This window comes from Nocardioides hankookensis, from assembly GCF_042658885.1.
Classification (GTDB): Bacteria; Actinomycetota; Actinomycetes; order Propionibacteriales; family Nocardioidaceae; genus Nocardioides; species Nocardioides hankookensis.
Map to the genome: position 1 here is coordinate 599,560 of NZ_JBHSRJ010000004.1, position 23,005 is coordinate 622,564.

The 23,005-nt window shown below is 72.3% G+C and carries 21 protein-coding genes; 16 read left to right on the top strand and 5 right to left on the bottom strand.

Going from position 1 to position 23,005, the window contains the following annotated elements; translation table 11 throughout:
- The first annotated feature begins 2 nt into the window (after positions 1-2).
- The 9 genes from ACFPYL_RS09265 to ACFPYL_RS09305 are packed head-to-tail and all read left to right on the top strand — an operon-like array spanning position 3 to position 10,547.
- On the top strand, positions 3-515 hold the full coding sequence (locus tag ACFPYL_RS09265) for a hypothetical protein (RefSeq protein WP_379153185.1): 513 nt from the start codon (positions 3-5) through the stop codon (positions 513-515).
- Complete coding sequence (locus tag ACFPYL_RS09270) at positions 512-1,852, top strand: AAA family ATPase (RefSeq protein WP_379153187.1); 1,341 nt, start codon at positions 512-514, stop codon at positions 1,850-1,852. Before ACFPYL_RS09265 ends, ACFPYL_RS09270 begins: the two co-directional genes overlap by 4 nt.
- On the top strand, positions 1,849-3,102 hold the full coding sequence (locus ACFPYL_RS09275) for a hypothetical protein (protein ID WP_379153189.1): 1,254 nt from the start codon (positions 1,849-1,851) through the stop codon (positions 3,100-3,102). Before ACFPYL_RS09270 ends, ACFPYL_RS09275 begins: the two co-directional genes overlap by 4 nt.
- A complete protein-coding gene (locus tag ACFPYL_RS09280) occupies positions 3,099-4,031 on the top strand; it encodes a glutamate ABC transporter substrate-binding protein (RefSeq protein WP_379153191.1) in 933 nt (310 codons plus the stop codon). Before ACFPYL_RS09275 ends, ACFPYL_RS09280 begins: the two co-directional genes overlap by 4 nt.
- Positions 4,028-5,137, top strand: coding sequence for a hypothetical protein (locus ACFPYL_RS09285; protein WP_379153193.1), 1,110 nt, complete (start codon positions 4,028-4,030; stop codon positions 5,135-5,137). Before ACFPYL_RS09280 ends, ACFPYL_RS09285 begins: the two co-directional genes overlap by 4 nt.
- The gene (locus tag ACFPYL_RS09290) at positions 5,134-7,479 is read left to right on the top strand and encodes a tetratricopeptide repeat protein (RefSeq protein WP_379153195.1); all 2,346 of its coding nucleotides are present in this window, start codon (positions 5,134-5,136) and stop codon (positions 7,477-7,479) included. Before ACFPYL_RS09285 ends, ACFPYL_RS09290 begins: the two co-directional genes overlap by 4 nt.
- Positions 7,476-8,588, top strand: a complete 1,113-nt coding sequence (locus ACFPYL_RS09295) for a protein phosphatase 2C domain-containing protein (protein ID WP_379153197.1) — start codon at positions 7,476-7,478, stop codon at positions 8,586-8,588. The genes ACFPYL_RS09290 and ACFPYL_RS09295 overlap by 4 nt, the downstream gene beginning before the upstream one ends.
- Positions 8,581-9,858, top strand: a complete 1,278-nt coding sequence (locus ACFPYL_RS09300) for a vWA domain-containing protein (protein WP_379153199.1) — start codon at positions 8,581-8,583, stop codon at positions 9,856-9,858. The genes ACFPYL_RS09295 and ACFPYL_RS09300 overlap by 8 nt, the downstream gene beginning before the upstream one ends.
- Positions 9,855-10,547, top strand: a complete 693-nt coding sequence (locus ACFPYL_RS09305; protein ID WP_379153201.1) for an FHA domain-containing protein — start codon at positions 9,855-9,857, stop codon at positions 10,545-10,547. The genes ACFPYL_RS09300 and ACFPYL_RS09305 overlap by 4 nt, the downstream gene beginning before the upstream one ends.
- A gap of 5 nt (positions 10,548-10,552) precedes the next feature.
- On the opposite strand, the gene ACFPYL_RS09310 is transcribed toward ACFPYL_RS09305, so the two are convergent.
- Positions 10,553-11,119 (bottom strand): O-methyltransferase, encoded by a 567-nt coding sequence (locus ACFPYL_RS09310; protein WP_379153203.1) that lies wholly within the window; start codon positions 11,117-11,119, stop codon positions 10,553-10,555.
- A 381-nt stretch (positions 11,120-11,500) separates the two neighbouring features.
- Between ACFPYL_RS09310 and ACFPYL_RS09315 the strand changes: the two genes are divergently transcribed.
- The 6 genes from ACFPYL_RS09315 (at position 11,501) to ACFPYL_RS09340 (ending at position 17,266) form a co-directional block, all read left to right on the top strand.
- Positions 11,501-11,638, top strand: a complete 138-nt coding sequence (locus ACFPYL_RS09315; protein WP_156390915.1) for a hypothetical protein — start codon at positions 11,501-11,503, stop codon at positions 11,636-11,638.
- 10 nt (positions 11,639-11,648) lie between these two features.
- On the top strand, positions 11,649-12,737 hold the full coding sequence (locus ACFPYL_RS09320) for a 3-isopropylmalate dehydrogenase (protein ID WP_379153205.1): 1,089 nt from the start codon (positions 11,649-11,651) through the stop codon (positions 12,735-12,737).
- Between the two features lie 90 nt (positions 12,738-12,827).
- Positions 12,828-13,904: a branched-chain amino acid aminotransferase gene (locus ACFPYL_RS09325; RefSeq protein ID WP_379153207.1), complete on the top strand. Its 1,077-nt coding sequence runs from the start codon at positions 12,828-12,830 to the stop codon at positions 13,902-13,904.
- Positions 13,905-14,131: 227 nt separating this feature from the next.
- Complete coding sequence (locus ACFPYL_RS09330) at positions 14,132-15,157, top strand: iron-siderophore ABC transporter substrate-binding protein (RefSeq protein WP_379153209.1); 1,026 nt, start codon at positions 14,132-14,134, stop codon at positions 15,155-15,157.
- Positions 15,158-15,190: 33 nt separating this feature from the next.
- Complete coding sequence (locus tag ACFPYL_RS09335) at positions 15,191-16,255, top strand: ABC transporter substrate-binding protein (RefSeq protein ID WP_379153211.1); 1,065 nt, start codon at positions 15,191-15,193, stop codon at positions 16,253-16,255.
- Positions 16,256-16,354: 99 nt separating this feature from the next.
- On the top strand, positions 16,355-17,266 hold the full coding sequence (locus tag ACFPYL_RS09340; RefSeq protein WP_379153213.1) for an MBL fold metallo-hydrolase: 912 nt from the start codon (positions 16,355-16,357) through the stop codon (positions 17,264-17,266).
- A 7-nt stretch (positions 17,267-17,273) separates the two neighbouring features.
- On the opposite strand, the gene ACFPYL_RS09345 is transcribed toward ACFPYL_RS09340, so the two are convergent.
- From ACFPYL_RS09345 to ACFPYL_RS09360, 4 genes are read right to left on the bottom strand one after another with little or no spacing between them, the layout of a single operon-like run.
- Positions 17,274-18,302 (bottom strand): ABC transporter substrate-binding protein, encoded by a 1,029-nt coding sequence (locus ACFPYL_RS09345; RefSeq protein ID WP_379153215.1) that lies wholly within the window; start codon positions 18,300-18,302, stop codon positions 17,274-17,276.
- Entirely contained in the window at positions 18,286-19,143 is an 858-nt protein-coding gene (locus tag ACFPYL_RS09350; RefSeq protein WP_379153217.1) for an ABC transporter ATP-binding protein, read from the bottom strand. The genes ACFPYL_RS09345 and ACFPYL_RS09350 overlap by 17 nt, the downstream gene beginning before the upstream one ends.
- Positions 19,140-20,243 carry a FecCD family ABC transporter permease gene (locus ACFPYL_RS09355; RefSeq protein ID WP_379153219.1) on the bottom strand — a complete coding sequence of 368 codons (1,104 nt, stop codon included), beginning with the start codon at positions 20,241-20,243 and terminating at the stop codon, positions 19,140-19,142. The genes ACFPYL_RS09350 and ACFPYL_RS09355 overlap by 4 nt, the downstream gene beginning before the upstream one ends.
- The gene (locus ACFPYL_RS09360) at positions 20,240-21,283 is read right to left on the bottom strand and encodes a FecCD family ABC transporter permease (protein ID WP_379153221.1); all 1,044 of its coding nucleotides are present in this window, start codon (positions 21,281-21,283) and stop codon (positions 20,240-20,242) included. The genes ACFPYL_RS09355 and ACFPYL_RS09360 overlap by 4 nt, the downstream gene beginning before the upstream one ends.
- 112 nt (positions 21,284-21,395) lie before the next feature.
- On the opposite strand from ACFPYL_RS09360, the gene ACFPYL_RS09365 reads away from it, so the two are divergent.
- Entirely contained in the window at positions 21,396-23,000 is a 1,605-nt protein-coding gene (locus tag ACFPYL_RS09365) for a serine/threonine-protein kinase (RefSeq protein ID WP_379153223.1), read from the top strand.
- Positions 23,001-23,005 lie beyond the last annotated feature (5 nt).

A 23,005-nucleotide genomic window follows, 5' to 3' on the forward strand; every position in this document is an offset into this window, starting at 1 on the left:
AGATGAGCCTGAAGACGTGGCTGGGTCGCCTTCGTGGTGAGGAGGAGGCGACCGGGTCGACCGTCCCGTCCCCGCCCACCGAGCAGGACATCCTGGCCGCGCTCAACCGGGTCAACGCGATGCTCGTCGAGGGCAACGCGCCGCCGATCGTCACCTCCCGCGTGCAGCGGATCGCGCGCACCATCCGCGACACCCTGCCCCAGCTGCGGCACCTCGGGGTCGGGACCATCGAGAGCTACTCCGTGATGGCCACCGCGACCGACTACCTGCCCGAGGCCGTCGGCGGCTACCTGCGCCTGCCTCGCGAGTGGGCCGACACCCGCCCGATCGATGGCTACAAGACCTCGCTCATGGTGCTGGTCGACCAGCTCGAGCTGCTCGCCTCGACGATGGACAAGATCCTCGACGCGGCCAACCGCGCCGACGCGCAGGCCCTGATCGCGCACGGGATGTTCCTGCAGGCCAAGTTCGGTACGCCGTCCGGCCCGGACCTGACGTTGGGACCGCCCGCATGAACCTCACGGAGGCCCTCAGCGCACTCGAGACCGCGGCCGTCACGGCGGGTGTCGACCCCGCCGAGGCGCGAGTCGAGGGGGAGCGGCTCGCCGCGACCGTCGCCGAGCCGTCGCGCGGCGCCTACGTCGACTGGGTCGAGCAGACCGGCGGCGGACAGGGCGGGCGCGGTGCCGAGGACTTCATGGAGGCGGCGTCGAAGGGCCGCCGCTACCGCGCGGCGCCGACCCCCACGATGAGCGCCCTCGCGCTGGCGGGTTCGCCGTACGCCGCGGCGTACGCCCGCGCGCTCGCCGATGTCGCGATCGCGGGGAGCGGCCTGGGCGAGGTGAACTCCCGGGCGGTCGGCAACGCGGCCACGGCGGCGTCGGCCCAGCTGGTCGAGGCGCCGGCTCCTCCCGCGGCCCCGACCCTGCCCCCGGCCGCGGCGCAGCCGCCTCCGCCGGACCCGGAGCAGGAGCCGGTGCCCGAGAAGGAGCCCGAGCCGGAGCCGAAGACGGTCGAGGAGCTGCTCGCGGAGCTCGACGCGCTGGTCGGGCTGACCGAGGTGAAGGCCGAGATCCACCGCCAGGCGGCCGTGCTGCGCGTCGAGGGACTGCGCGCCGAGGCCGGGCTCAAGGCGCCGACGATCACGCGGCACATGATCTTCAACGGCAACCCGGGCACCGGCAAGACGACGGTGGCGCGCCTGGTGGCCGGCATCTACCGCGCGCTCGGCCTGCTCTCGAAGGGCCAGCTCGTCGAGGTGGACCGCTCGGAGCTGGTCGCCGGGTTCCTCGGCCAGACCGCCATGAAGACCGCCGAGGTCGTGAAGTCGGCCGAGGGCGGTGTCCTCTTCATCGACGAGGCCTACTCGCTCTCCGGCGACCAGTACGGCACCGAGGCGATCGACACGCTCGTCAAGGAGATGGAGGACAAGCGCGACGACCTGGTCGTCATCGTCGCGGGCTACCCGCTCCCGATGGCGGTCTTCATCGCGCAGAACCCCGGCCTCGAGAGCCGCTTCCGCACCACCATCGACTTCGCCGACTACACCGACGACGAGCTCGCCGCGATCTTCCGGGTGATGGCCACCTCGGCGGAGTACGACGTCGACGACGCCGTCGTCGCCCGGCTCGGCGAGATCCTCGCAGGGGTGCCGCGCGGCTCCTCCTTCGGCAATGCTCGCTACGTGCGCAACGTGCTCGAGGCCGCGATCGGCCGTCACGCCTGGCGGTTGCGCGACATCGAGGCGCCGACGGTCGAGCAGCTGCGCACGATCGTGGCCGAGGACCTCGAGGTCTCCGTGGAACCACCTGCCGAACCACCTGCCGAACCACCTGCTGAGGAGACGGCATGACCCAGACACAGCTGGCACCGGCACCGGCCGCGGGGTCACCACCGGCCGTCCGGACCGAGGACACGCCACGCCTCCTCAACCGGTGGCAGCTGGTCGCGGTGCTCGCGTGCCTCCTCTTCGCAGCCCTGACCGCCGGCCTCCAGGTGCTGTCCTGGCAGGCCAACCGCGCGGCCGCCGACAACACCGAGCAGCTGGTCCGGGTGCAGAACATCCAGTCCACGCTCTTCCGCGCCGACGCCCTCGCCACCACCGCCTTCCTCACCGGTGGGCTCGAGCCCGCCGAGCAGCGGGCGGCGTACGACGACGCGATCGAGACGGTCACCCGTCAGATCACCGAGGCGGCCGAGGCCCAGCCCGCCGACCGCGAGGCGCTGGCCGAGCTGAGCACCGCGGTCACCGACTACAACGCGACGATCGCGCAGGCCCGCGCCAACAACCGTCAGGGCTTCCCGGTGGGTGCGGAGTACCTCCGGACCGCGTCCACCGGCCTGCGCGACACGAGCGTCGAGGGCTCCGCGATCCCGATCGCCCAGGCGCTCGTCGCCGCGAACGCCGAGCGCGCCGAGGACGAGCTCGGCGCGCAGCACCCGTTCCTGATCCTGCTGCCCGGCCTGGTCGCGCTGGCGCTCCTCTTCTGGGTCAACCGCCAGCTGGCGCAGCGTTTCCGGCGCCGGATCAACCTCGGCATCGCGGCCGCCGCCATCACGGTGGCCGCCCTGACGCTGGTCGGGTTCGTCGTCGCGGCCGTCCAGGCGAGCGGCAACGCGGACCTGCGCGACGGCGACTACAGCACGTCCTTCCACGAGTCGACGGCGCGCACCGCGGCCAACGACGCCAAGGCCAACGAGAGCCTCCGGCTGATCTCCCGTGGCTCCGGCCAGGTCTACGAGGACCGCTGGGACACCGCGGCCGGGGTGGTCGAGGACAACGCCTCCCGGCAGACCCGCCCGCTGTGGGACGACTACGCGACGGTCCATCAGCAGATCGTCGACCTCGACCAGAAGGGCCAGTACGACGCCGCGGTGCAGCTGTCGACGACCACCGACGAGGACGGGTCGACCGCCAAGCTCGACGCCTTCGACGCCCGGTCCCAGGAGATCATCAGCACCTCCGGCGCCGCGACGGCCGACGCCCTGCGCAGCGGCAACACCGGCATCCTCGTGCTCGGCATGGTGACGCTGCTGCTGGGCATCTCTGCGGCGGGGCTCGCGGTCTGGGGCATCGGGCTGCGACGGAGGGAGTACCTGTGAAGCGCCGTCTGCTGGTGGCGGTCGCCGCCGTGGCCGTGCTGGCCGGGTGCGGCTACTCGGACACGCCGATCCCGAAGGCCGTCGTGCCGGAGCCCGCTGCGCCGGCGTCGTCGACCCCGTGCACCGACACCGGCAACCCGACCCGGTCCTACGCGCCTCCGCCCGGAGGGGTGCCGGCCTCGTCGCTGACCGACATCCAGAAGCGCGGCTTCCTGCGCGCCGGTGTCTCGGCGGACAGCTACCTGCTCGGCTCGCGCAACCCGTTCACGGGAGTGATCGAGGGCTTCGACATCGACATGGTGAACCAGATCGCCGCCGCGATCTTCGGCACGGCGCAGGGCCACGTCCAGCTCCGGGTGATCTCCGCGGCCGACCGGATCCCGCTCCTCCAGTCGGGGGACCTCGACGTCGTCGCCCGCAACATGACGATCAACTGCGCGCGCTGGGACCAGATCGCGTTCTCGGCGGAGTACTTCCACTCCGGCCAGAAGGTCCTGGTCGCGAAGGGCTCCGGCATCCGCAGCGTCGCCGACCTGTCCGGCAAGCGTGTGTGCGCGCCCGCCGGCACGACCAGCCTCGACAACATCCAGGAGATCGCTCCCGACGCGATCCCGGTGTCGGCCGGCAACCACACCGGGTGCCTGCTGAAGTTCCAGAACGGCGAGACCGACGCGATCACCGGCGACGACACGGTGCTCGCGGGCCTGGCCGCCCAGGACCCGTACGCCGAGGTGCTCACCGGTGAGGCCCTGACCGACGAGCCCTACGGCATCGGGGTCAACGCCGACAACGTCCAGCTCGTGCGGTTCATCAACGGCGTGCTCGAGGACATGAACGCCGACGGGTCGTGGCAGGCGTCGTACAAGAAGTGGCTGCAGCCCTCGCTCAAGGCGCCCGCCACCCAGCCGAGCCCGGTCTACGGCCGATGAGCGCTGCCCCCACCCCTCCCGGCGCGCTCGGCACGGCGCCGGAGCCGATCGTCCTCCAGGGCTACCTGGACGACCTGGACGCGTGGGTGCGCGCGCGCAGGCTCGAGCTGGACGAGCTCGACGCCGCCGCGCTCGCGGCCAACCGTGGCGGGGAGGTCGCGTCCGACATGGCGTTGGCGCTCTCGCTCTGGAAGGCCGTGTCCGACCGCTGGCAGCTGATGTGGGCCACGTGGGACGGCGGCCGGGTGGGGGAGGCCGAGCGGGCGCGGATCACCACGCTGGCCTGGGGTCGCCTGGACGGTACGACGGGCGCCGTCTCGGTCCCTGAGGCGTGCCGGCTGTCCGACGCACTGGCCGCGCAGCTGCGCGCGACGCTGTCCCTGGTGCCGGGCGCCGACGCCGCCGCGGCCCAGATCAAGGAGCTCCGCGCCCAGCTCGAGCGGGTCCGCGACCAGGTCGGGCTGGAGCCGGCGATCGCGCGGGACCAGCCCGTCGACCGGCTCGCCGGACTGCTCCAGCGGCTGGGAGACGTCACCGAGCGGGCCCAGCGAGGTGCCGACGTGGGCGGGCTGCTGGGACCGCTGGAGGCGGACGCCTCGACGTTCGAGCGCGACCTGATCGTCGGCAACGCGCGGCGCCGCGACGCCCGCGACCAGCTAGCCTCGGCGCGCGAGCTGCGCGCCGACCTGCTGGCCCGCGCCGAGGCGCTGAGCGCGCTGGCGGCGACCTGCGTCCGCACCGTCGATCCGTCGCCGCGCTACGCCGTTCCCGACGTCGAGGCGCTCGGCCCGATCCCCAACACGCCGGAGGCGCTGGCGCCGTACCTCACCCGTCTCGACCGGGTCTCGCAGGCGCTGACGCTCGCGCAGCAGAAGTACGCCGACGCGCTCGCCGAGCGCACCCAGCTCCTCGACCTGCTCGAGGCGTACGTCGCGAAGGCCGGTGCCCTGGGCGTCGCCGACCGGCCCGACCTGGCCGACAGCGAACGCCGCGCACGCGAGGTGCTGGCCCGCGAGCCGGCGCCGATGGCCGTGTGCCGTCAGCTCGTCAGCACCTACCAGACGTGGGTCGACCACACGGCCAGCTCACAGGAGGAGTCCGCATGAAGTGCACCCAGCCCGGTTGCAGCGGCACCATCGCCGACGGCTACTGCGACGTCTGCGGCATGGCGGCGGAGCCGGGGGCGGCGGCGTCCGCCGCAGCGGCAGCGGCAGCGGCGCCGGCGACCTCGGCCGACGGCACGACGTGCGGGCAGCCGGGCTGCACCGGCTCGATCCTCGACGGCTACTGCGACGTGTGCGGCTCGCCCGCGGTCAGCGTCGCCCACCAGGCGCAGCCGCTGTCGGGCGGCGACGCCTCGGTGGCGACCTCGGCGAGCCGGGTGCAGTCCGCCGCCATCGGCTCGCGGCTCGCGCAGTCGACCGGCACGTCGTCCACCCGGCGTACCCGCACCGGATCCCAACGGGTGCGCGCGGCCCGGCTCGGCGCCGGGCTGACCGTGGTGCCGCCGGCGCCGACCGTCGACGCGAGCAAGGCGATCAACCCGCACCCGGAGGTGCCCGAGAGCAAGCGGAGCTGCTCGAAGTGCGGCAACGCGATCGGGCGCAGCATCGACGGCCGGCCGGGACGCACCGAGGGCTTCTGCCCCCAGTGCGGGCAGGAGTTCTCGTTCACGCCCAAGCTCCAGGCCGGGGACCTGGTGGGCGGGCAGTACGAGGTGGCCGGCGCCATCGCGCACGGCGGCCTGGGCTGGATCTACCTCGCCAAGGACCGCAACGTCTCCAACCGTTGGGTGGTGCTCAAGGGCCTGCTCAACTCCGGCGACCCCGACGCGCTCGCTGCCGCGATCGCCGAGCAGCAGTTCCTGGCCCAGGTCGAGCACCCGCTGATCGTCGAGATCTACAACTTCGTGACCCACGAGGGCGCCGGCTACATCGTCATGGAGTACGTCGGCGGCAAGTCGCTCAAGCAGATCCTCAAGCAGCGGATGAGCGACAACAACGGCGACTACAACGCGCTGCCGGTCGACCAGGCGCTGGCCTTCATCCTCGAGGTGCTGCCGGCGTTCCAGTACCTCCACGACCTCGGCCTCGTCTACTGCGACTTCAAGCCCGACAACCTGATCCAGGTCGGCGACGCGGTGAAGCTGATCGACCTCGGCGGCGTACGCCGCATCGACGACGAGGACTCCGCGATCTACGGCACGGTCGGCTACCAGGCCCCCGAGGTCGCCGAGGTCGGGCCGAGCGTGGCCAGCGACATCTACACGATCGGCCGGACGCTGGTGGTGCTCTGCATGGAGTTCCGCGGCTACCAGGGCACCTACCTGCACACGCTGCCGCCGCCCGAGTCGACGCCGCTCTTCGCCCAGCACGACTCGCTCTACCACCTGATCGCCAAGTGCTGCGCCGCCGACCCGGCCGACCGCTTCGCCTCCGCCGACGAGCTGCGCGGCCAGCTCCTGGGCGTGCTGCGCGAGGTCGTGGCGGCGCGCACCGCGGGCACGGCGCTCACCTCTGCGGCCTCGGTGCTCTTCCAGGCACCGGCGGCGTCCGCGTCGGTGCTCGGCTGGGCCGAGCTGCCCGCCCTGCGTCCGGACACCACCGACGCCCAGCACGCGTGGCTCGCCAGCGTCGGCAGCGACGACCCGGCGCAGCGGCTGAAGGACCTCGAGGCCGCCCCGGAAGCCTCGGCCGAGGTGCTGCTCGCCCGGGCGCACGCCGCGCTCGAGCTCCAGGACCCGGCCCACGCCCACGCGTTCGCCGACGAGCTGCTCGCCCAGGACCCCTGGGACTGGCGGGCGGTCTGGATCGACGGGCTCGCCGCGATGCAGGAGCAGGACTGGGCCTCGGCGCAGTCGTCGTTCAACGCGGTCTACCAGCAGGTGCCGGGCGAGCTGGCCCCCAAGCTCGCCCTGGCCATCGCCTGTGAACGCGGCGGGTTGCCCGACGTCGCCGAGGGGCTCTACCTGACCTGCGTCGCGACGGACGCGACGTACGTCGCTCCCGCGGCGTTCGGCCTCTCCCGGGTGCGCGGGGCCCGCAACGACACCCAGGGCGCGGTCGCCGCGCTCGACATGGTGCCGTCGACCAGCCGCGGCTACCCGGAGAGCCGCCAGCTGCGTGCCGAGCTGCTGCTCGCCGGCAGTGGCCACGACCTCGCCGTGCTCGACCAGGCGATGCGCAGCATCGAGTCCGTGTCGATGGACGGCGCCGCCCGGCAGCGCTACACGGTGCGGATCCTGACCCAGGCGCTCGAGGTGGTGACCGACGGGAAGGCGGCCGGCGGGCCCGCGCCGACGCTGGGGAGCTACACCGCGACCGAGGACGGGCTGCGCGACGGTCTCGAGAAGGCCTTCCGCTCGTTGGCCCGCGATGCCACGGTCGTCGAGGACCGGGTCGCACTCGTCAACCAGGCCAACGCCGTACGGAGCTGGACGCTGACATGACCGACACCACCTGCCCGTCCTGCGGCGCGGTCGCCGCCGCGGGCGCGAGGTTCTGCGAGAGCTGCGGGAGCCCGCTCGACAACGCCGCCCCGGCGGCGCCCGTCGCCGCGGACGCGCTCGACGAGCTCAGCCCGATCAGCGCGCCGACGCGGCGCAAGCCGACCGACGCCCTGGTCGACACCGGCCCGCGGCCGTGCCTGGTCTGCCAGGGCACGGTCGGTCCCGACGGCTACTGCGAGACCTGCGGGGCGAAGGCGCCGACCGAGCGGGACCACTTCCGTGAGACGCCGGCGTCCTGGGTCGCCGGCGTCTGCGACCGCGGCATCGTCCACAGTCGCAACGAGGACGCGATGGCGCTGCTCGCCTCGGAGGCTCCGGGGGAGCGGGCCGTGCTCGTCGTCCTCGACGGCGTCTCCAACTCCATCGACTCCGACGTCGCGTCGCTGGCCGGCGCCAAGGCCGCGCGCGAGGCGCTGCGGACGCCGTTCCCGCAGGGGATGGGTACGCCGGCGAGCCGGACCGGCGCGATCACGCAGGTCTTCGGGGCGGCTGCCGCGGCGGCCAACGCCGCGGTCGTCCAGGTGACCGACCCGGCCTCGCCCAACCCGGCGTCGGCGACCTTCGCGGTCGCGGTCGTCGAGCGGAGCCTGCTCGCCTACGCCAACATCGGCGACTCCCGGGTCTACTGGGTGCCCGACGGCGGTCCGGCCGTCCAGCTGACGGTCGACGACTCGGCCGCCCAGCAGCAGATGGAGGCCGGCGTACCCCGCGAGGTCGCCGAGAACTCGCCCCAGGCGCACGCCATCACCAAGTGGCTCGGCCGCGACGCCCCCGACGTCACGCCGCGGACCGGGCAGCTCGAGATCACCGCACCCGGGTGGGTCGTCGCCTGCTCCGACGGGCTCTGGAACTACGCGTCCGAGCCCGACGCCCTCGCCGCCCAGGTCACCGCCGCCGGGACGAGCGAGCCGCTCGACCTCGCCCTCGCCCTGGTCGCGTTCGCCAACGCCCAGGGCGGGCGCGACAACATCACCGCCGCCGTCGCCAGGGTTTCAGGGCAGAATGCCAGCGCACCCGCGCTCGACCACCAGGAGGAGTCCGATGGCTGAGTTCACCGCCAGCGTCTACCAGAACGAGTTCCTCCCGGACGGAGGCACCGACGTCAACGCGATCGTGACCGTGACCTGCTCCGGGGCCGGCACCGCCGGCCAGACGGGCGGGGGAGCGGCCGGCGAGATCATCATCGTCGACACCTCCGGCTCGATGGGCCCCGAGACGATGGCGGCCGCCAAGCAGGCCGCCCAGGCGGCACTCGCCGAGATCGTGGACGGCACCTGGTTCGCGATCATCTCGGGCTCCGACCACGCCGAGCTGGTCTTCCCACCGGTGGCGTCCGGGCCCGGCATGGTGCCGATGGACTCCAACGCCCGTGAGGCGGCGAGCGAGGCGATCGGCCGCTTCAGCGGTGCGGGCGGTACGGCGATGAGCACCTGGCTCGACCTCGCCGGCACCATCTTCACCTCGGTGCCCGAGGTGACCCAGCGGCACGCGATCCTGCTGACCGACGGTGAGAACCGGGAGCGTCCGGGAGCCCTCGACAGCGCGATCGGCCGGGCCACCGGATTCTTCCAGTGCGACTGTCGCGGCGCCGGCACCGACTGGGTGGTCCCCGAGCTCCGCCGGATCTCCCAGGCACTGCTCGGGACGGTCGACATCATCCCGGAGCCCAGCCAGATGCAGGCCCAGTTCCAGGAGATGATGCGCGCCTCGATGGCGCGCGGCGTCGCCGACGCGCAGCTGCGGGTGTGGGCGCCGCAGGGCGCCCAGGTCCTCTTCGTCCGCCAGGTCTCGCCGTCGGTCGAGGACCTCACCGACCGCCGGGTCGAGGTCAACCCCCTCACCGGCGGCTACCCCACCGGTGCCTGGGCCGACGAGTCGCGCGACTACCACGTCGCCGTACGCGTCGCGGCGAAGGCGATCGGCCAGGAGCAGCTCGCGGCCCGGGTACAGCTCGCGATCGGCGCCGACGTCGTGGCCCAGGGCCTGGTCAAGGCCACCTGGTCGAGCAACTCCGAGCTGACCGCGCGCATCGACCAGCAGGTCGCCCACTACACGGGCCAGACCGAGCTCGCCTCGATGATCCAGGAGGGGCTGGCCGCCAAGGCCGTCGGCGACGAGCGGACCGCCACGACCAAGCTCGGCCGGGCCGTCCAGCTCGCCGCCGAGACCGGCAACGACGAGGCGACCTCCAAGCTGCGCAAGGTGGTCGACATCGACGACGAGAAGGAAGGCACGGTCCGGCTCAAGGCGGCGGTCGCCAAGGCCGACGAGATGGCGCTCGACACCGCGTCGACCAAGACCACCCGGATCAAGAAGTGAGCACCTGTCCCGCCGGGCACGAGACGACGGCCACCGACTACTGCGACACCTGCGGCATCGCCATGGACGCCGCCGCGGCTCCTGCGCCGACCGAGCCGGCGACGACCGTCGAGGCGGCCGCCAGCGGCACCTGTCCCAACTGCTCGGCGGTCAACCCGGCCAACGCGCTCTTCTGCGAGGCCTGCGGCTACGACTTCACCACCGGGTCGATGCCGCGCCCGGCCGCCGCGCCCACGACGCCCACGCCGGCGGCTCCCGAGGCGTCGGCGAACCCGTCGCCCCCGCTGACCGAGAAGTGGGTCGCGGAGATCTGGATCGACCCCGACTGGTACGTCGACCAGAAGTCCACCGACCCGCTCCCGTCGCCGGGCCTGCCCCTCGTCGTACCCCTCAAGAACACCTCGATCCTGATCGGCCGCCTGTCGCGCAGCCGCAACATCACGCCCGACATCGACCTGTCCTCCGACAACGGCATCAGCCGCCGGCACGCCCAGCTCACCACCGACGGCACCCGCTGGTTCGTCGAGGACTTGGGCTCCTCCAACGGCACCTACGTCGGCGGCAACGTCGGTGGCCTGCCCACCACCCCGCTCACGCCGGGCCAGAAGCAGGAGATCTCCGACGACGACCGCATCTACGTCGGCGCCTGGACCCGGATCGTCGTACGCCGCGCCGCCGACGGGGAGTAGCTGCTCTACCGCCGCGTCGCGATGACGACGGACGCGTCGGGGGCGACCATCACCTCGACGGCGGTGAAGCGGTCGTCGGTGAGCCACTGCTCGCGCAGGGTGTCGACGCGGCCGTAGGTGACCGGGGGCCACATCTCGCAGGGGTTGAAGTCGTCGAGCACGACCAGCCCGCCCGGCTCCATCAGGTCCGCGATCGAGTCGACGCTGACCTCGGTCGGCTCGCCCGAGTCGAGGAAGAGCAGCGAGAACGGTCCCTGGTCGAGCAGCGTCGACCAGTCGGCCGAGCGCACCTCCACCTGCGGGTCGTCCTCGAAGATGACGGCGGCAGCGTCGGCGAGCTTGGCGTCCAGCTCGGCGCTGAGGATCGTGGCGTCGCCGCGTACACCGGAGCGCAGCCACGCCGTGCCGACGCCGCAGCCGGTGCCGAACTCGGCCATTGTCCCGGTGCGGGTCGCGGCCAGGGTGGCCAGCAGGCGGCCGGTCTCGTTGCGACAGAACGAGGCGTAGCCGGCCTTGCGGGAGACGTCGAACGCGCGCTGCACGATCTCGGGAAGGTCCGGGGGAGCACTCATGCCTGCGAGTCTTTCATCGCGGGACGACTGTCTCGCATGCCGAACACTCTGTGAAATCGGCTGACCGATCGCGGGAGGGCGCCGTACGGTGGTTCCACCATGCGGAGCGTCTTCGTACTTATCGAATACCGCGGCGAGGCCTGAGAGAGGCCACCTCGCCGCGGTGATTCGGCGTTGACGGCCTCTCGATACATCTGGATCGAAGATGCCTCCGCCGCGATGGAGCGCCCAGCAGTACGGCGCAACCCGCTTCTGATGGTTTCCCTCTCAACTCGTGTGATCCACGAGCCGATTGCTCTCTTGCAACGGGTCATCTTCGTTCCAGGTGTACCGAGACCGTGCGGCACCACCTGACGAACACACACGAGAGAGAGCAGACCGATGTACGACATGTACCCCGAGTGGGGACCGGCCCAGCACCACCCCGACAACCCGCGCAGCCACGAGAACATCAGCCAGGCCGTCCAGGCTTCGCTCGACCTGCGGGACAACGGCGGCCAGCGCCCCGACGACAACTAGTCTCCGGCCCATGACTTCCTCGAACGACACCGGCACTGGCACTGGCACCGGCACGATCAGGCTCGCCGTCATCCCCGGCGACGGCATCGGGCAGGAGGTGACCTCCGAGGCCCTCAAGGTGCTCGAGGTCGCGTCGCCCGCCGGCGTGAAGTTCGAGCAGACCCGCTACGACCTCGGCGCCGAGCGCTACCTCGCCACCGGCGAGGTGCTGCCCGACTCCGTGCTCGGCGAGATCCGCGAGCACGACGCCATCCTCCTCGGCGCGGTCGGTGGCAAGCCCAACGACCCGAACCTCCCCCCGGGCATCCTCGAGCGCGGGCTGCTGCTCAGGCTTCGCTTCGAGCTCGACCACTACGTCAACCTGCGGCCGTCCCGGATCTTCCCGGGGTCGACGTCGCCGCTCGCCGACCCCGGCGAGGTCGACTTCGTGGTGGTCCGCGAGGGCACCGAGGGCCCGTACACCGGCAACGGCGGCGCCCTGCGCGTCGGTACGCCGGCCGAGGTCGCCACCGAGGTGTCGGTCAACACCGCGTTCGGTGTGGAGCGCGTCGTCCGCGACGCCTTCGCCCGGGCGCAGCGGCGACCGCGCAAGAAGCTCACCCTGGTCCACAAGACCAACGTCCTCGTGAACGCCGGCTCCGTGTGGTGGCGGCTGTTCCAGGAGGTCGCGGCGGAGTACCCCGACGTCACGACCGACTACATGCACATCGACGCGGCGATGATCTTCATGACCACCGACCCGGCGCGCTTCGACGTGATCGTCACCGACAACCTCTTCGGCGACATCATCACCGACCTCGCCGCCGCGATCACCGGCGGCATCGGCCTGGCAGCCTCCGGCAACGTCAACCCCGACCGGACGGCCCCCTCCATGTTCGAGCCGGTCCACGGCTCCGCGCCCGACATCGCGGGCCAGCAGAAGGCCGACCCCACCGCCGCCGTCCTCTCCGCGTCCCTGCTGCTCGACCACCTCGGGCACGCCGACGCCGCCGCGGCCATCGAGACCGCGGTGATCGAGGACCTGGCCGCCCGCGAGCCGGGCACGGCACGTCGTACCTCCGAGGTCGGCGACGCCATCGCCGCCCGAGTAGCCGGCTGACGCCCCTCGTCCGATCCTCCAGACGGCCGGGCACCTCTTGGTGTGCCCGGCCATCTGCATTTCGTAGGAAGGCCTACTAAGTTGTCACCCATGGAGATCAGCACGACCCCGTCGACCACGACCGTCGACGACGCCCGGCTCGCGGAGATCCTCGAGAACCCCGGCTTCGGCAACCACTTCACCGACCACATGCTCACGATCGAGTGGACGCCGGACGCCGGCTGGCACGGCGGCCGGATCGAGCCCTACGGCCCGCTCAGCCTGGACCCGGCGACCGCGGTCCTGCACTACGCGCAGGAGACGTTCGAGGGCATGAAGGCCTACCGCCACGAGGACGGCTCGATCTGGTCCTTCCGGCCGGAGGAGAACGCCGCGCGGATGGTGCGCTCCAGCCACCGGCTCGCGCTGCCCGTGCTGCCGGTCGACGACTTCGTGCAGGCCGTCGACGCGCTGGTCGCCGTCGACCAGCGCTGGGTCCCGGACGCGGCGGGGGAGAAGAGCCTCTACCTGCGACCGTTCATGTTCGCGTCCGAGGCGTTCCTCGGCGTGCGGCCGGCGCAGCACGTCACCTTCATGGTGATCGCCAGCCCCGCCGGCGCGTACTTCAAGGGCGGCGTGAAGCCGGTCAGCCTCTGGCTCACCGAGGAGTACACGCGCGCCGGCCGCGGCGGCATGGGTGCCGCCAAGACCGGTGGGAACTACGCCAGCTCGCTCGTCGCGCAGCAGGAGGCGAGCCTGCACGGCTGCGACCAGGTCGTCTTCCTCGACGGCCAGGAGGGCAAGTACGTCGAGGAGCTCGGCGGCATGAACATGTACTTCGTGCACGCCGACGGCCACATCGTCACCCCCGAGACCGGCACCATCCTCGAGGGCATCACCCGCGCCAGCATCATCGAGCTCGCGGGCAAGATGGGCCACCAGGTCGAGGAGCGGAAGTTCTCCATCGACGAGTGGCGCGAGGGCGTCGCGAGCGGCGAGATCACCGAGATCTTCGCCTGCGGCACGGCCGCGGTGATCACGCCGGTCGGTGAGCTCAAGTGGGACGGCGGCTCGGTGCCGACGCCCGACGGTGGGGGCGACCTCTGGCGCCGGATCCGCCAGCAGCTCGTGGACGTCCAGTTCGGCCGCGCCGAGGACACCTTCGGCTGGATGCACCGCATCGTCTGATCGCTGGGTGGTTTCGAGGCTCGCTCCGCTCGCACCTCAACCATCGTGCGGTGGTCGCTGCGCTCGCACCTCAACCATCGTGCGGTGGTCTGGTCGGTGGTTGAGGTGCGAGGGCCGCTAGGCCCGAGCCTCGAAACCACCCTTCGGCGTACCAGGGCTCGGACCCCGGTGGCGCGCCCGGATCGAGTAACGCTAAGGTAAGGCTCACCTAACAAGGAGAGCCTCCGATGCGCCTGCGTTCCCTGGTCGTCACCGCCGTGCTGGCACTGCCGTTGCTGGTCACGGCGTGTGGTTCGTCGGAGTCCGACGGCGGCCTCGGCGCGGACGACGACGTGGCCGCCGGATCGGTCTTCCCCGTCACCGTCGAGCACAAGTACGGCGAGACGGTGGTGCGCGCCGAGCCGAAGCGGGTCGTCAGCGTGGGGGTCACCGAGCAGGACGTGCTGCTCCAGCTCGGGGTCGTCCCGGTCGGCGTGACCGAGTGGTACGGCGAGCAGCCGGACGCCACCTGGCCGTGGGCCCACGACCTGCTCGACGGCGCGCACCCGGAGGTGCTGCACACCGACAACGGCCTCGAGTTCGAGAAGATCGCGGCCCTCGACCCGGACCTGATCGTCGGCACCAACGCGGGCCTGACGAAGAAGGACTACCAGCTGCTGTCGGCGATCGCGCCGACGATCACCAGCGACGAGGGCGCCACCGACTACTTCTCGCCGTGGCAGGACCAGGTCCTCCAGATCGCGCGCGGCCTGGGCCGCGAGGCAGATGGTCAGCAGGTCGTCGACGACCTCGAGGCCGACTACGCCGCGGTCGCCGCCGAGCACCCGGAGTGGGCGGACCTGACCGCGACGTTCTCCCAGGGCGCGCCGTACGACGGCATCCTCTACGTCTACCCGCCCGGGCTGAGCACCGACTTCCTCACCCAGCTCGGCTTCACGATGACGACCGGCTTCGAGGACTACGCGCCGGCGGGCTCCCAGGCCGAGATCTCGGCCGAGAACGTCGGCCTGATCGACGCCGACGTGGTCGTCTTCGCCACCGAGGACGAGAAGGGCTTCGACGCCCTCCAGGACTTCGGCACCATCTCGTCCCTCCCGGCGGTCGACGACAACCGCGCCGTCTACACCGACGGCACCCTCGCGGGCGCCGTCTACTTCGACACCCCGCTGAGCCGCGCCTACGTCCTCGAGAAGCTCACGCCGATGCTCGAGCAGGCGGCCGCCGGCGAGGCACCCCGAGCCTTCCCGTCCTGACCCGTCTCGGACCACCCCCCACCAAGGAGCACGATGAACCCCACCCGCCGCCGTTTCCTCGCCGGCCTCTCCGTCCTTGCCGTCGCGCCCGTCCTCGCGGCCTGCGGCAGCGACAGCGAGGGCGGCACGGCCGGCTCCGGCAGCTCGAGCCCGGCCGCCTCCGGCGGTCCCGAGGAGGGCGCCTTCCCGGTCACGATCAAGCACAAGTACGGCGAGACGACGATCGAGAAGGCCCCCGAGCGGGTGGTCTGCCTCGGGCTGACCGACCAGGACACCCTGATGGCGCTCGGCGTGGTCCCGGTCGGCATCACCTACTGGTTCGGCGACGAGAAGCTCCAGGGCGTCTACCCGTGGGCGCAGGACTACCTCGGCGACGCCGAGCTGCCCACCGTGCTCAAGGACACCAACGGCGTCGAGCTGGAGAAGGTCGCCTCGCTGGCGCCCGACCTGATCATCGGTGCCTACTCCGGCCTGACCGAGCAGGACTACAAGAAGCTGTCCGGCCTCGGCGTGCCGGTCGTCGCGCAGAACGGCGACTACGCCGACTACGGCACCCCGTGGGAGGAGGCCGCGCTCATGCTCGGCACCGCGATCGGCCAGCCGAAGGCCGCGCAGGAGCTGATCGACGGCGCGAAGCAGCTGATCGCCGACGGGGCCGCCACGCACCCGGAGTTCAAGGGACAGACCGCCGCCGTCGCCACGCCGTACGAGGGCCTCTTCCTCTACGGGCCCGAGGACCCGCGCTCGCGGCTGCTGACGGACCTCGGCTTCGACCTGCACTCGCTGATCACCGACGCCGACGACAGCGAGTTCGGTGTCTCGGTGAGCGCGGAGCGGGCCTCGGACCTCGGCGACGTCGGCGTCGCGGTCTGGTTCGACCTGGCGTCGGTCAAGCAGGTCGACACCCTCTTCCAGGGCACGACGGCCGGCAAGGAGGGGCGCTGGATGGACATCTCGGAGGCCGACGGGTCCTTCTACGTCGCCCACAGCTTCGTGACCCCGCTGAGCATCCCCTACACCCTCGAGCGCTACCTGCCGATGCTCGCGGCCGCGGCCGACGGCGACCCGAAGACCGAGGTGCCCAGCCCGGCGGCATAGCCCAGAAACTTGTCCGCCGTCGTCGCCACAACCTCAGCGGACAACAGGCAGGAGCCCGGCGCTCGTCACGGAGAGCCGGGCTCCTGTCATGCTCGCCCCATGCGTCTCAAGCTCGGTCGTCCCGACATCGGCAGGTACGCCGCCCGTTTCGACGTCCCGCCCGCGGACGGGCCGCTCGGCGTGACCTTCCTCGGCGTCGCGAGCCTGCTGCTCGACGACGGCGAGACCCGGCTGATGACCGACGGGTTCTTCTCGCGCCCCGGCCTGGCGAAGGTCGCGCTCGGCAAGGTCGCGCCGGACGTCGAGCGCATCGGCGCCGTGCTGGCGCGGGTCGGCGTGGACCGGCTCGCGGCGGTGGTCCCGGTGCACTCGCACTTCGACCACGCGATGGACTCCGCGGTGGTCGCCGACCGCACCGGCGCCGACCTGGTCGGCGGCGAGTCCACGGCGTACGTCGGGCGCGGCCACGGCCTGCCCGCGGACCGGATCCGGGTGGCGACGCCCGGCGAGCCGATGTCGTACGGCGCGTTCACGCTCACCCTGGTCGAGTCGCACCACTGCCCGCCGGACCGGTTCCCGGGCGAGATCACCGAGCCGGTCGTGCCGCCGGTGAAGGCAGGTGCCTACAAGTGCGGCGAGGCCTGGTCGATCCTGGTCGAGCACGCGAGCGGTGCGACCGCGCTGCTCCAGGGGAGCGCGGGGTACGTCGAGGGCTCGCTGGCAGGTCGACGCGCCGACGTCGCCTACCTCGGCATCGGCCAGCTCGGCGTCCAGAGCGAGGACTACATCCGCACCTACTGGACCGAGACGGTCGAGGCCGTGGGTGCGCGACGCGTGGTGCTGACGCACTGGGACGACTTCTTCCGACCGCTGGACCGCGACCTGCGGGCGCTGCCCTACCTCGGCGACGACCTCGACGTCACGATGCGGGTCCTCGACGAGCTCGCCACCCGGTCGGGAGTGACGGTGCACTTCCCGACCGTGTGGCGGCGCGAGGACCCGTGGGCCTGACGGACCGTCAGGAGGCGACGTCCTGGTCGGAGCCGAGCCAGCCGGCCAGCTCCTCCATGTACTTCGTCTGCGACGGGTAGTCCATCGACGAGGTGTCCCAGTCGTGGACCTGGCCGGCCTTGAACGCAGCGAGCCGGGCGAACGTCGGCTGCTCGCCGAGCTGCTCGATGGAGTAGGAGTTGCGTGTGGCGTTGAGGAGCACGTCGGCCTCGTAGCGGTCGGCGTTCTCCCAGCTGAGGATCTCCCAGTAGTAGTCCTTGCCGCCGATCTTCGTGAAGTTCACGCCCAGGTCCTGGTAGTACTTCAGCGCCGGGTCGTCGGGTGCCTTGGCGAGGTAGAGGCCGTCCCCGTCCGCGTACATCGGGATCACCGAGAGCCCGCTCTTCGCGGCCTCGGCCAGGTCGTCCGACGCCGCCTCGAAGGCGGCCTTGTCCTCGGCGACCTGGCTGCCCTCGCCGGTGTCGACCCCGAGGGAGGTGACCAGCTCCTCGTTGGTCTCGATGACGTCCTTCATCGAGCCGACCTGGGCGACGGCGACGACGGGCGCGATCTCCTTGATCTTGGCCAGCTGGGCCTTGTCCTTGAACCCGTACATCTCGTCGGGGGTGTCGCCGTCGTACGACGTCGCGACGATGAGGTCGGGCTTCGCCGCGGCGAGCTTCTCGAGGCTGATCTCGCCGTACGTCTCGCCGACGACCTCGGTCTGGGACAGGTCGAAGTCGTCGAACATCGAGTCGTCCTGCGGGGCCATCCAGGTGAAGATCGCGACCGGCGTGATCCCGAAGTGCCACAGGGCCGCAGCCGCGTCGCCGTACGCCGCGATCCGCACCGGCGTCTTGTCGAGCTCGACGGTCTGGCCGAGGTCGTCGGTGTAGGACCACGGGCCGGAGCTCGGGGTGGCGCTGCTGCCAGCGGCGGGGGCGTCGCCGCCGTCACTTCCGCAGGCGGCCAGGACGAGGGCGGTCGCCAGGGCGACGCCGCCGGCCAGCAGGCGGCGCCTGCCCAGGGAGTGGGAGCGGTCAGGAGTTCGGCGCATCGGCGAGCTCTTTCTGATCGGTGGTGGGGGACACCTCGACCGTGGCGGCCGAGGAGGTGGGGACGACGATCGGGAGGCCGGTGCGTGGATCGGGCAGCACGTCGGCATCGAGCCCGAAGGTCTCGAGCAGCAGGGCGGGCGTGAACACCTCGTGCGGCGTGCCCTCGGTGACGATGACGCCGTCCTTCATCACCACGATCACGTCGCTGTAGCGGGCGGCGAGGTTGAGGTCGTGGAGGACCATCACCACCGTGCGGCTGCGCTCGCGGTTGAGTCGGGTGACCAGGTCGAGGACCTCCACCTGGTGGGCGAGGTCGAGGTACGTCGTGGGCTCGTCGAGCAGGAGCAGGTCGGTGTCCTGGGCGAGCGTCATCGCGATCCACGCGCGCTGGCGCTGGCCGCCGGAGAGCTGGTCGAGCGGGCGGTCGCGCAGGTCGGCGGTGTCCGTCATCTCCAGCGCCGCGTCGACGATCCGCTCGTCCTCGGGCGACCACTGGCTGAACCAGCGCTGGTGCGGGTGCCGGCCGCGACCCACCAGGTCGCGCACCAGCAGGCCGTCGGGGGCGATCGGGCTCTGCGGCAGCAGCGCCATCGTGCGGGCGACGTCGCGGGTGTGCAGCTCGGTCAGGGGGGTGCCGTCGAGGTGGACCGATCCGCTCGTCGGCTTCAGCAGCCGCGCCATGGTCCGCAGCAGGGTGGACTTGCCGCACCCGTTGGGGCCGACGATGGTCGTCACCTTGCCGTCGGCGAGCGAGATCGAGAGGTCGCGGACGACCGGGTCGGCGCCGTACCCGACGGTGACGGAGTCGGTGCGCAGTCGGGTGCTGGTGGCGGGAGTCATGCGGAGACCTTCCGGTTTCGGCGGAGCAGCAGCCAGATCAGGTACGGCGCGCCGATGGCCGCCGTGACCAGTCCGGCCGGGAGCGGGAACGGGATGACCACGCGGGTCACGAAGTCCGCGCCGACCACCAGGCACGCGCCGAGCACCATCGAGGCGAGCATCGGCGGGCGGGAGCCAGCGGTCAGCCGCAGCGCGATCTGCGGCACGACGAAGGCGACGAACTCGAGCGGTCCGACGGCGGAGACCGAGACCGCGACCAGGCCGACGGCCGCGACCAACGTCATCAGCTGGGTGAGCTGGAGGCGTACGCCGAGGCCGCGTGCCGAGTCGTCGCCGAGCTGGAGCGCGTTGAGCGAGCGGGCGAGCAGGATCGCGACCGGCACGAGCACGGCGAGGGTCCACAGCAGCGGCGTCGCCTGCTCCCAGCCGCGTCCGTTGAGGGAGCCGTTGAGCCAGACCTGGGCGCTCGCCGCGTCCTGGATCCGTGCCTTCACCAGGAGCCACGACGTGCCCGCCGACAGGGCGAAGCTGAGGCCGATGCCGATCAGCACCAGCCGCTGGCCGTCGATCCCGCGCCGCCACGAGAGGCCGTAGAGGAGCACGGCGGTGAGGAGCGCGCCGGCGAACGCCGCGACCGGCAGCCCGACGGTCTGGAGGGTGCCGGCGACCAGGCCGCCGCCGTACCCCGAGGCTCCCGAGAGGACGATGACGCCGACCGCGCCGAGGGCCGCGCCCTCGGTGACGCCGAGGATGTCGGGGCTGGCGAGCGGGTTGCGGGCGAACGTCTGGGTCAGGGCGCCGGCGAGGCCGAGGGCGGCGCCGACCAGGATCGCCACCAGGGTCTGCGGGAGCCGCAGCTCCGTCACGATGAACCGCTGGCCCGGGTCGCCGCCGCCGAGCAGGGTGCGGACGACGTCGGCCACTGGGATCTGGAAGTCGCCCATCGACAGGTCGAGGGCGACCAGCGCGGCCAGCACCAGCAGGGCGCCGACGACCACGAGCCCGGCCCGCATCGGGACCAGCCAGGAGAACGGGCCGACCCGCAGCGGGGTGCTGAGCGTGGGGGAGTAGCGCGGCTTCTCGCGCGTCAGCGTGCTCATATCCGCACCATCCGGGTCCGGCGGACGAGGTAGATGAAGATCGGGCCGCCGATCAGCGCCATCACGATGCCGACCTGGAGCTCGCCGGGGCGGACCACGACCCGGCCGATGATGTCGGCGCCGATGACCAGCAGACCGCCGATCAGGCCGGAGTAGGGGATCACCCAGCGGTAGTCGACGCCGCCGAAGTGCCGCGCGACGTGGGGCACGACCAGCCCGACGAACCCGATCGGGCCACAGGCCGCGGTCGCGGCACCGGTCAGCATCATCACGCCGAGCACGCCGATGATCTTGTGCCGCATCGGGTGCAGCCCCAGCGACGCGGCGACGTCGTCGCCGAGCTGGAGCAGGTTGAGGGTGGAGCCGCTCATCGCGGCCAGCACCAGGCCGGTGACCATGAAGGGCAGCACCTGCCAGAAGACGTCCATGCCGCGCCCGGACACCGACCCGACCGCCCAGAACCGGTAGGCGTCCAGGGTGTCGATGTCGCGCAGGATCACCGCCTGGGTGAGTGAGATCAGCAGCGCGCTGACGGCCGTGCCGGCCAGCACCAGCGAGACCGGGTCGGGTCCGCCCTTGGTCGAGCCGATCGCGAACACGGCGGCGGCCGCGAGACCCGCGCCGGCGAGCGAGAACCAGGCGTAGCCCGTCAGGTCATGGACGCCGAAGACGTAGATGCCGATCACCACGGCGAACGCCGCGCCGGCCTCGACGCCGAGCAGCCCCGGGTCGGCCAACGGGTTGCGCGTGTGGCCCTGCATCAGTGCCCCGGCGATGCCCAGCGAGATGCCCACGGCGAGCGCCAGGACCGTGCGGGGGATGCGCAGGTCGTGCACGATGGTCGAGGCGTCCGACCCGTCGGGGTGGAAGAGCACGTCGATCACCGTGCCGAGCGAGATCGGCCGGCTCCCGATCGCCAGGCTGGCCAGCCCGGCGACCACCAGGAGCAGGACCAGCACGACGAGGCCGCGGACGGAGCCGCGGCGCAACGCCGGCGGAGCTGCGGTCGGCGCGGCCGGACGCGGGGTGGTGGTGGACATGGGTTCCTTCAGGGAGTGGCAGGTAAGCCTTACCTTACTTGCAGTCCGGCTCGCAGAGGCAGCGGGTGCTCACCTCCCGGGCAACCGGCCTGCCCGCAGGTAACCTCGGGCCGTGACGACGTCCCCCTCGCCCGACGGCTCGACCGGGCGGTCGACCGTCGGCGGGTACACCCTGCTGACCAAGCTCGGCGAGGGCGGGATGGGCGTCGTGCACCTGGCTCGGCGGGGCGACGGGGACCGGGTGGCGCTCAAGGTGCTCCGGCCGCACATCGTCGGCGACGACGAGGCCCGCCACCGGCTGGCGCGCGAGGTCTCCTCGCTCAAGCGGGTCACCAGCCCGTGGGTCGCGGGGATCGTCGACGCCGACCCGTGGGCCCCGGTGCCGTACGTCGCGACCCGCTACGTGCCCGGGCTCTCGCTGCACGACCTGATCGTCGAGGAGGGCCCGATCGAGGGCCCGGACCTCTACTGGTTCGCCGCCGGGCTCGCCGAGGGCATCACCTCCGTGCACGCCGTCGGGGTGCTCCACCGCGACGTCAAGCCGTCCAACGTGCTGATGGAGGGCCGCACCCCGATCCTCATCGACTTCGGGCTGGCCCGGGTCGCCGACGACCCCAAGCTCACCCACACTGGCTGGCTGCTCGGCACGCCGGGCTACCTGGCCCCCGAGATCCTGTACGGCGAGGACGCCACGGCCGCCTCCGACGTGCACTCGTGGGCGGCGACCGTCGCGTACGCCGGCATCGGGCACCCGCCGTTCGGCCGAGGCCCCTCGATGGCGATCATGGACCGGGTCCGGCGCGGCCAGTTCGACCTGACCGGCCTGCCCGACGACCTGCGCCAGGTGGTCGCGTCCGCGCTCGACCCGGAGCCGCACCACCGGCCCACGCTCCCGCAGATCCTCGCCTGGCTGCGGCCGCTGACCACCCGCCGCGACGCGCCCCCGGTCGCTCCGCCGGCCGCGGTCGAGCACGACCCCTACACGGTCCCGCTCGCCCTCGCGTCGCAGGCCGGCGCCGACGACGAGACCGACGTCTGGCCCGGCCACAACTCCCCCGAGCCGTTCACGCTCGCGCTCCCGCCCGAGGGGGCGACCGAGCTCGCGCCGGGCGAGTGGTCGACGAGCGAGTGGCAGGAGCCGCCCGTGCCGACGGCCGACCGCCTCCGGCGCGGCAGCCTGCTCGGGGCGCTCGGGCTGGCAGCCGGGGCCGGCGCCGCGGCGTACCCCTGGCTGACGGTGACGCTCCTGCTGGTCGTGACGTGGCTGACCCGCAGCATCTCGCTGGCGGCCTCGGCGCACGGCCAGCGGCGGCAGTTCCGCGGCCGCAAGTGGTACGACGGCGTGCAGCTGCTCGTCGCCGCTCCGTGGCACCTGGTGCAGTCGATCCCGGGCGCGGTGCTGCTCGGCCTCTGGGCGCTCGGGCTCGCGTCGGCGGCGGCACTGATCTGCTACGCGATCGCGACCGGCGTCGAGCTGGCGCTCTTCGTCTGCGGACTGGTGCTCGCCGGCTCGCTGTGGTGGGGACCGGGCGGGTCCCGGCTGCGTGGGCCGGTCGGCTGGGTCGTCAACCCGCTCGCGGCGAAGCCGCGTCGGTGGGTGGTCGCCCTCGTCGTGGTGCTGCTCGGGGCCGGCGTCCTGGGCTTCCGTGCGGACCTCTCCGGCGCGAGCTGGGACCCCGCCGGCGGTGAGCCACATGTCGAGATGCCTGGTCGATGACGCGA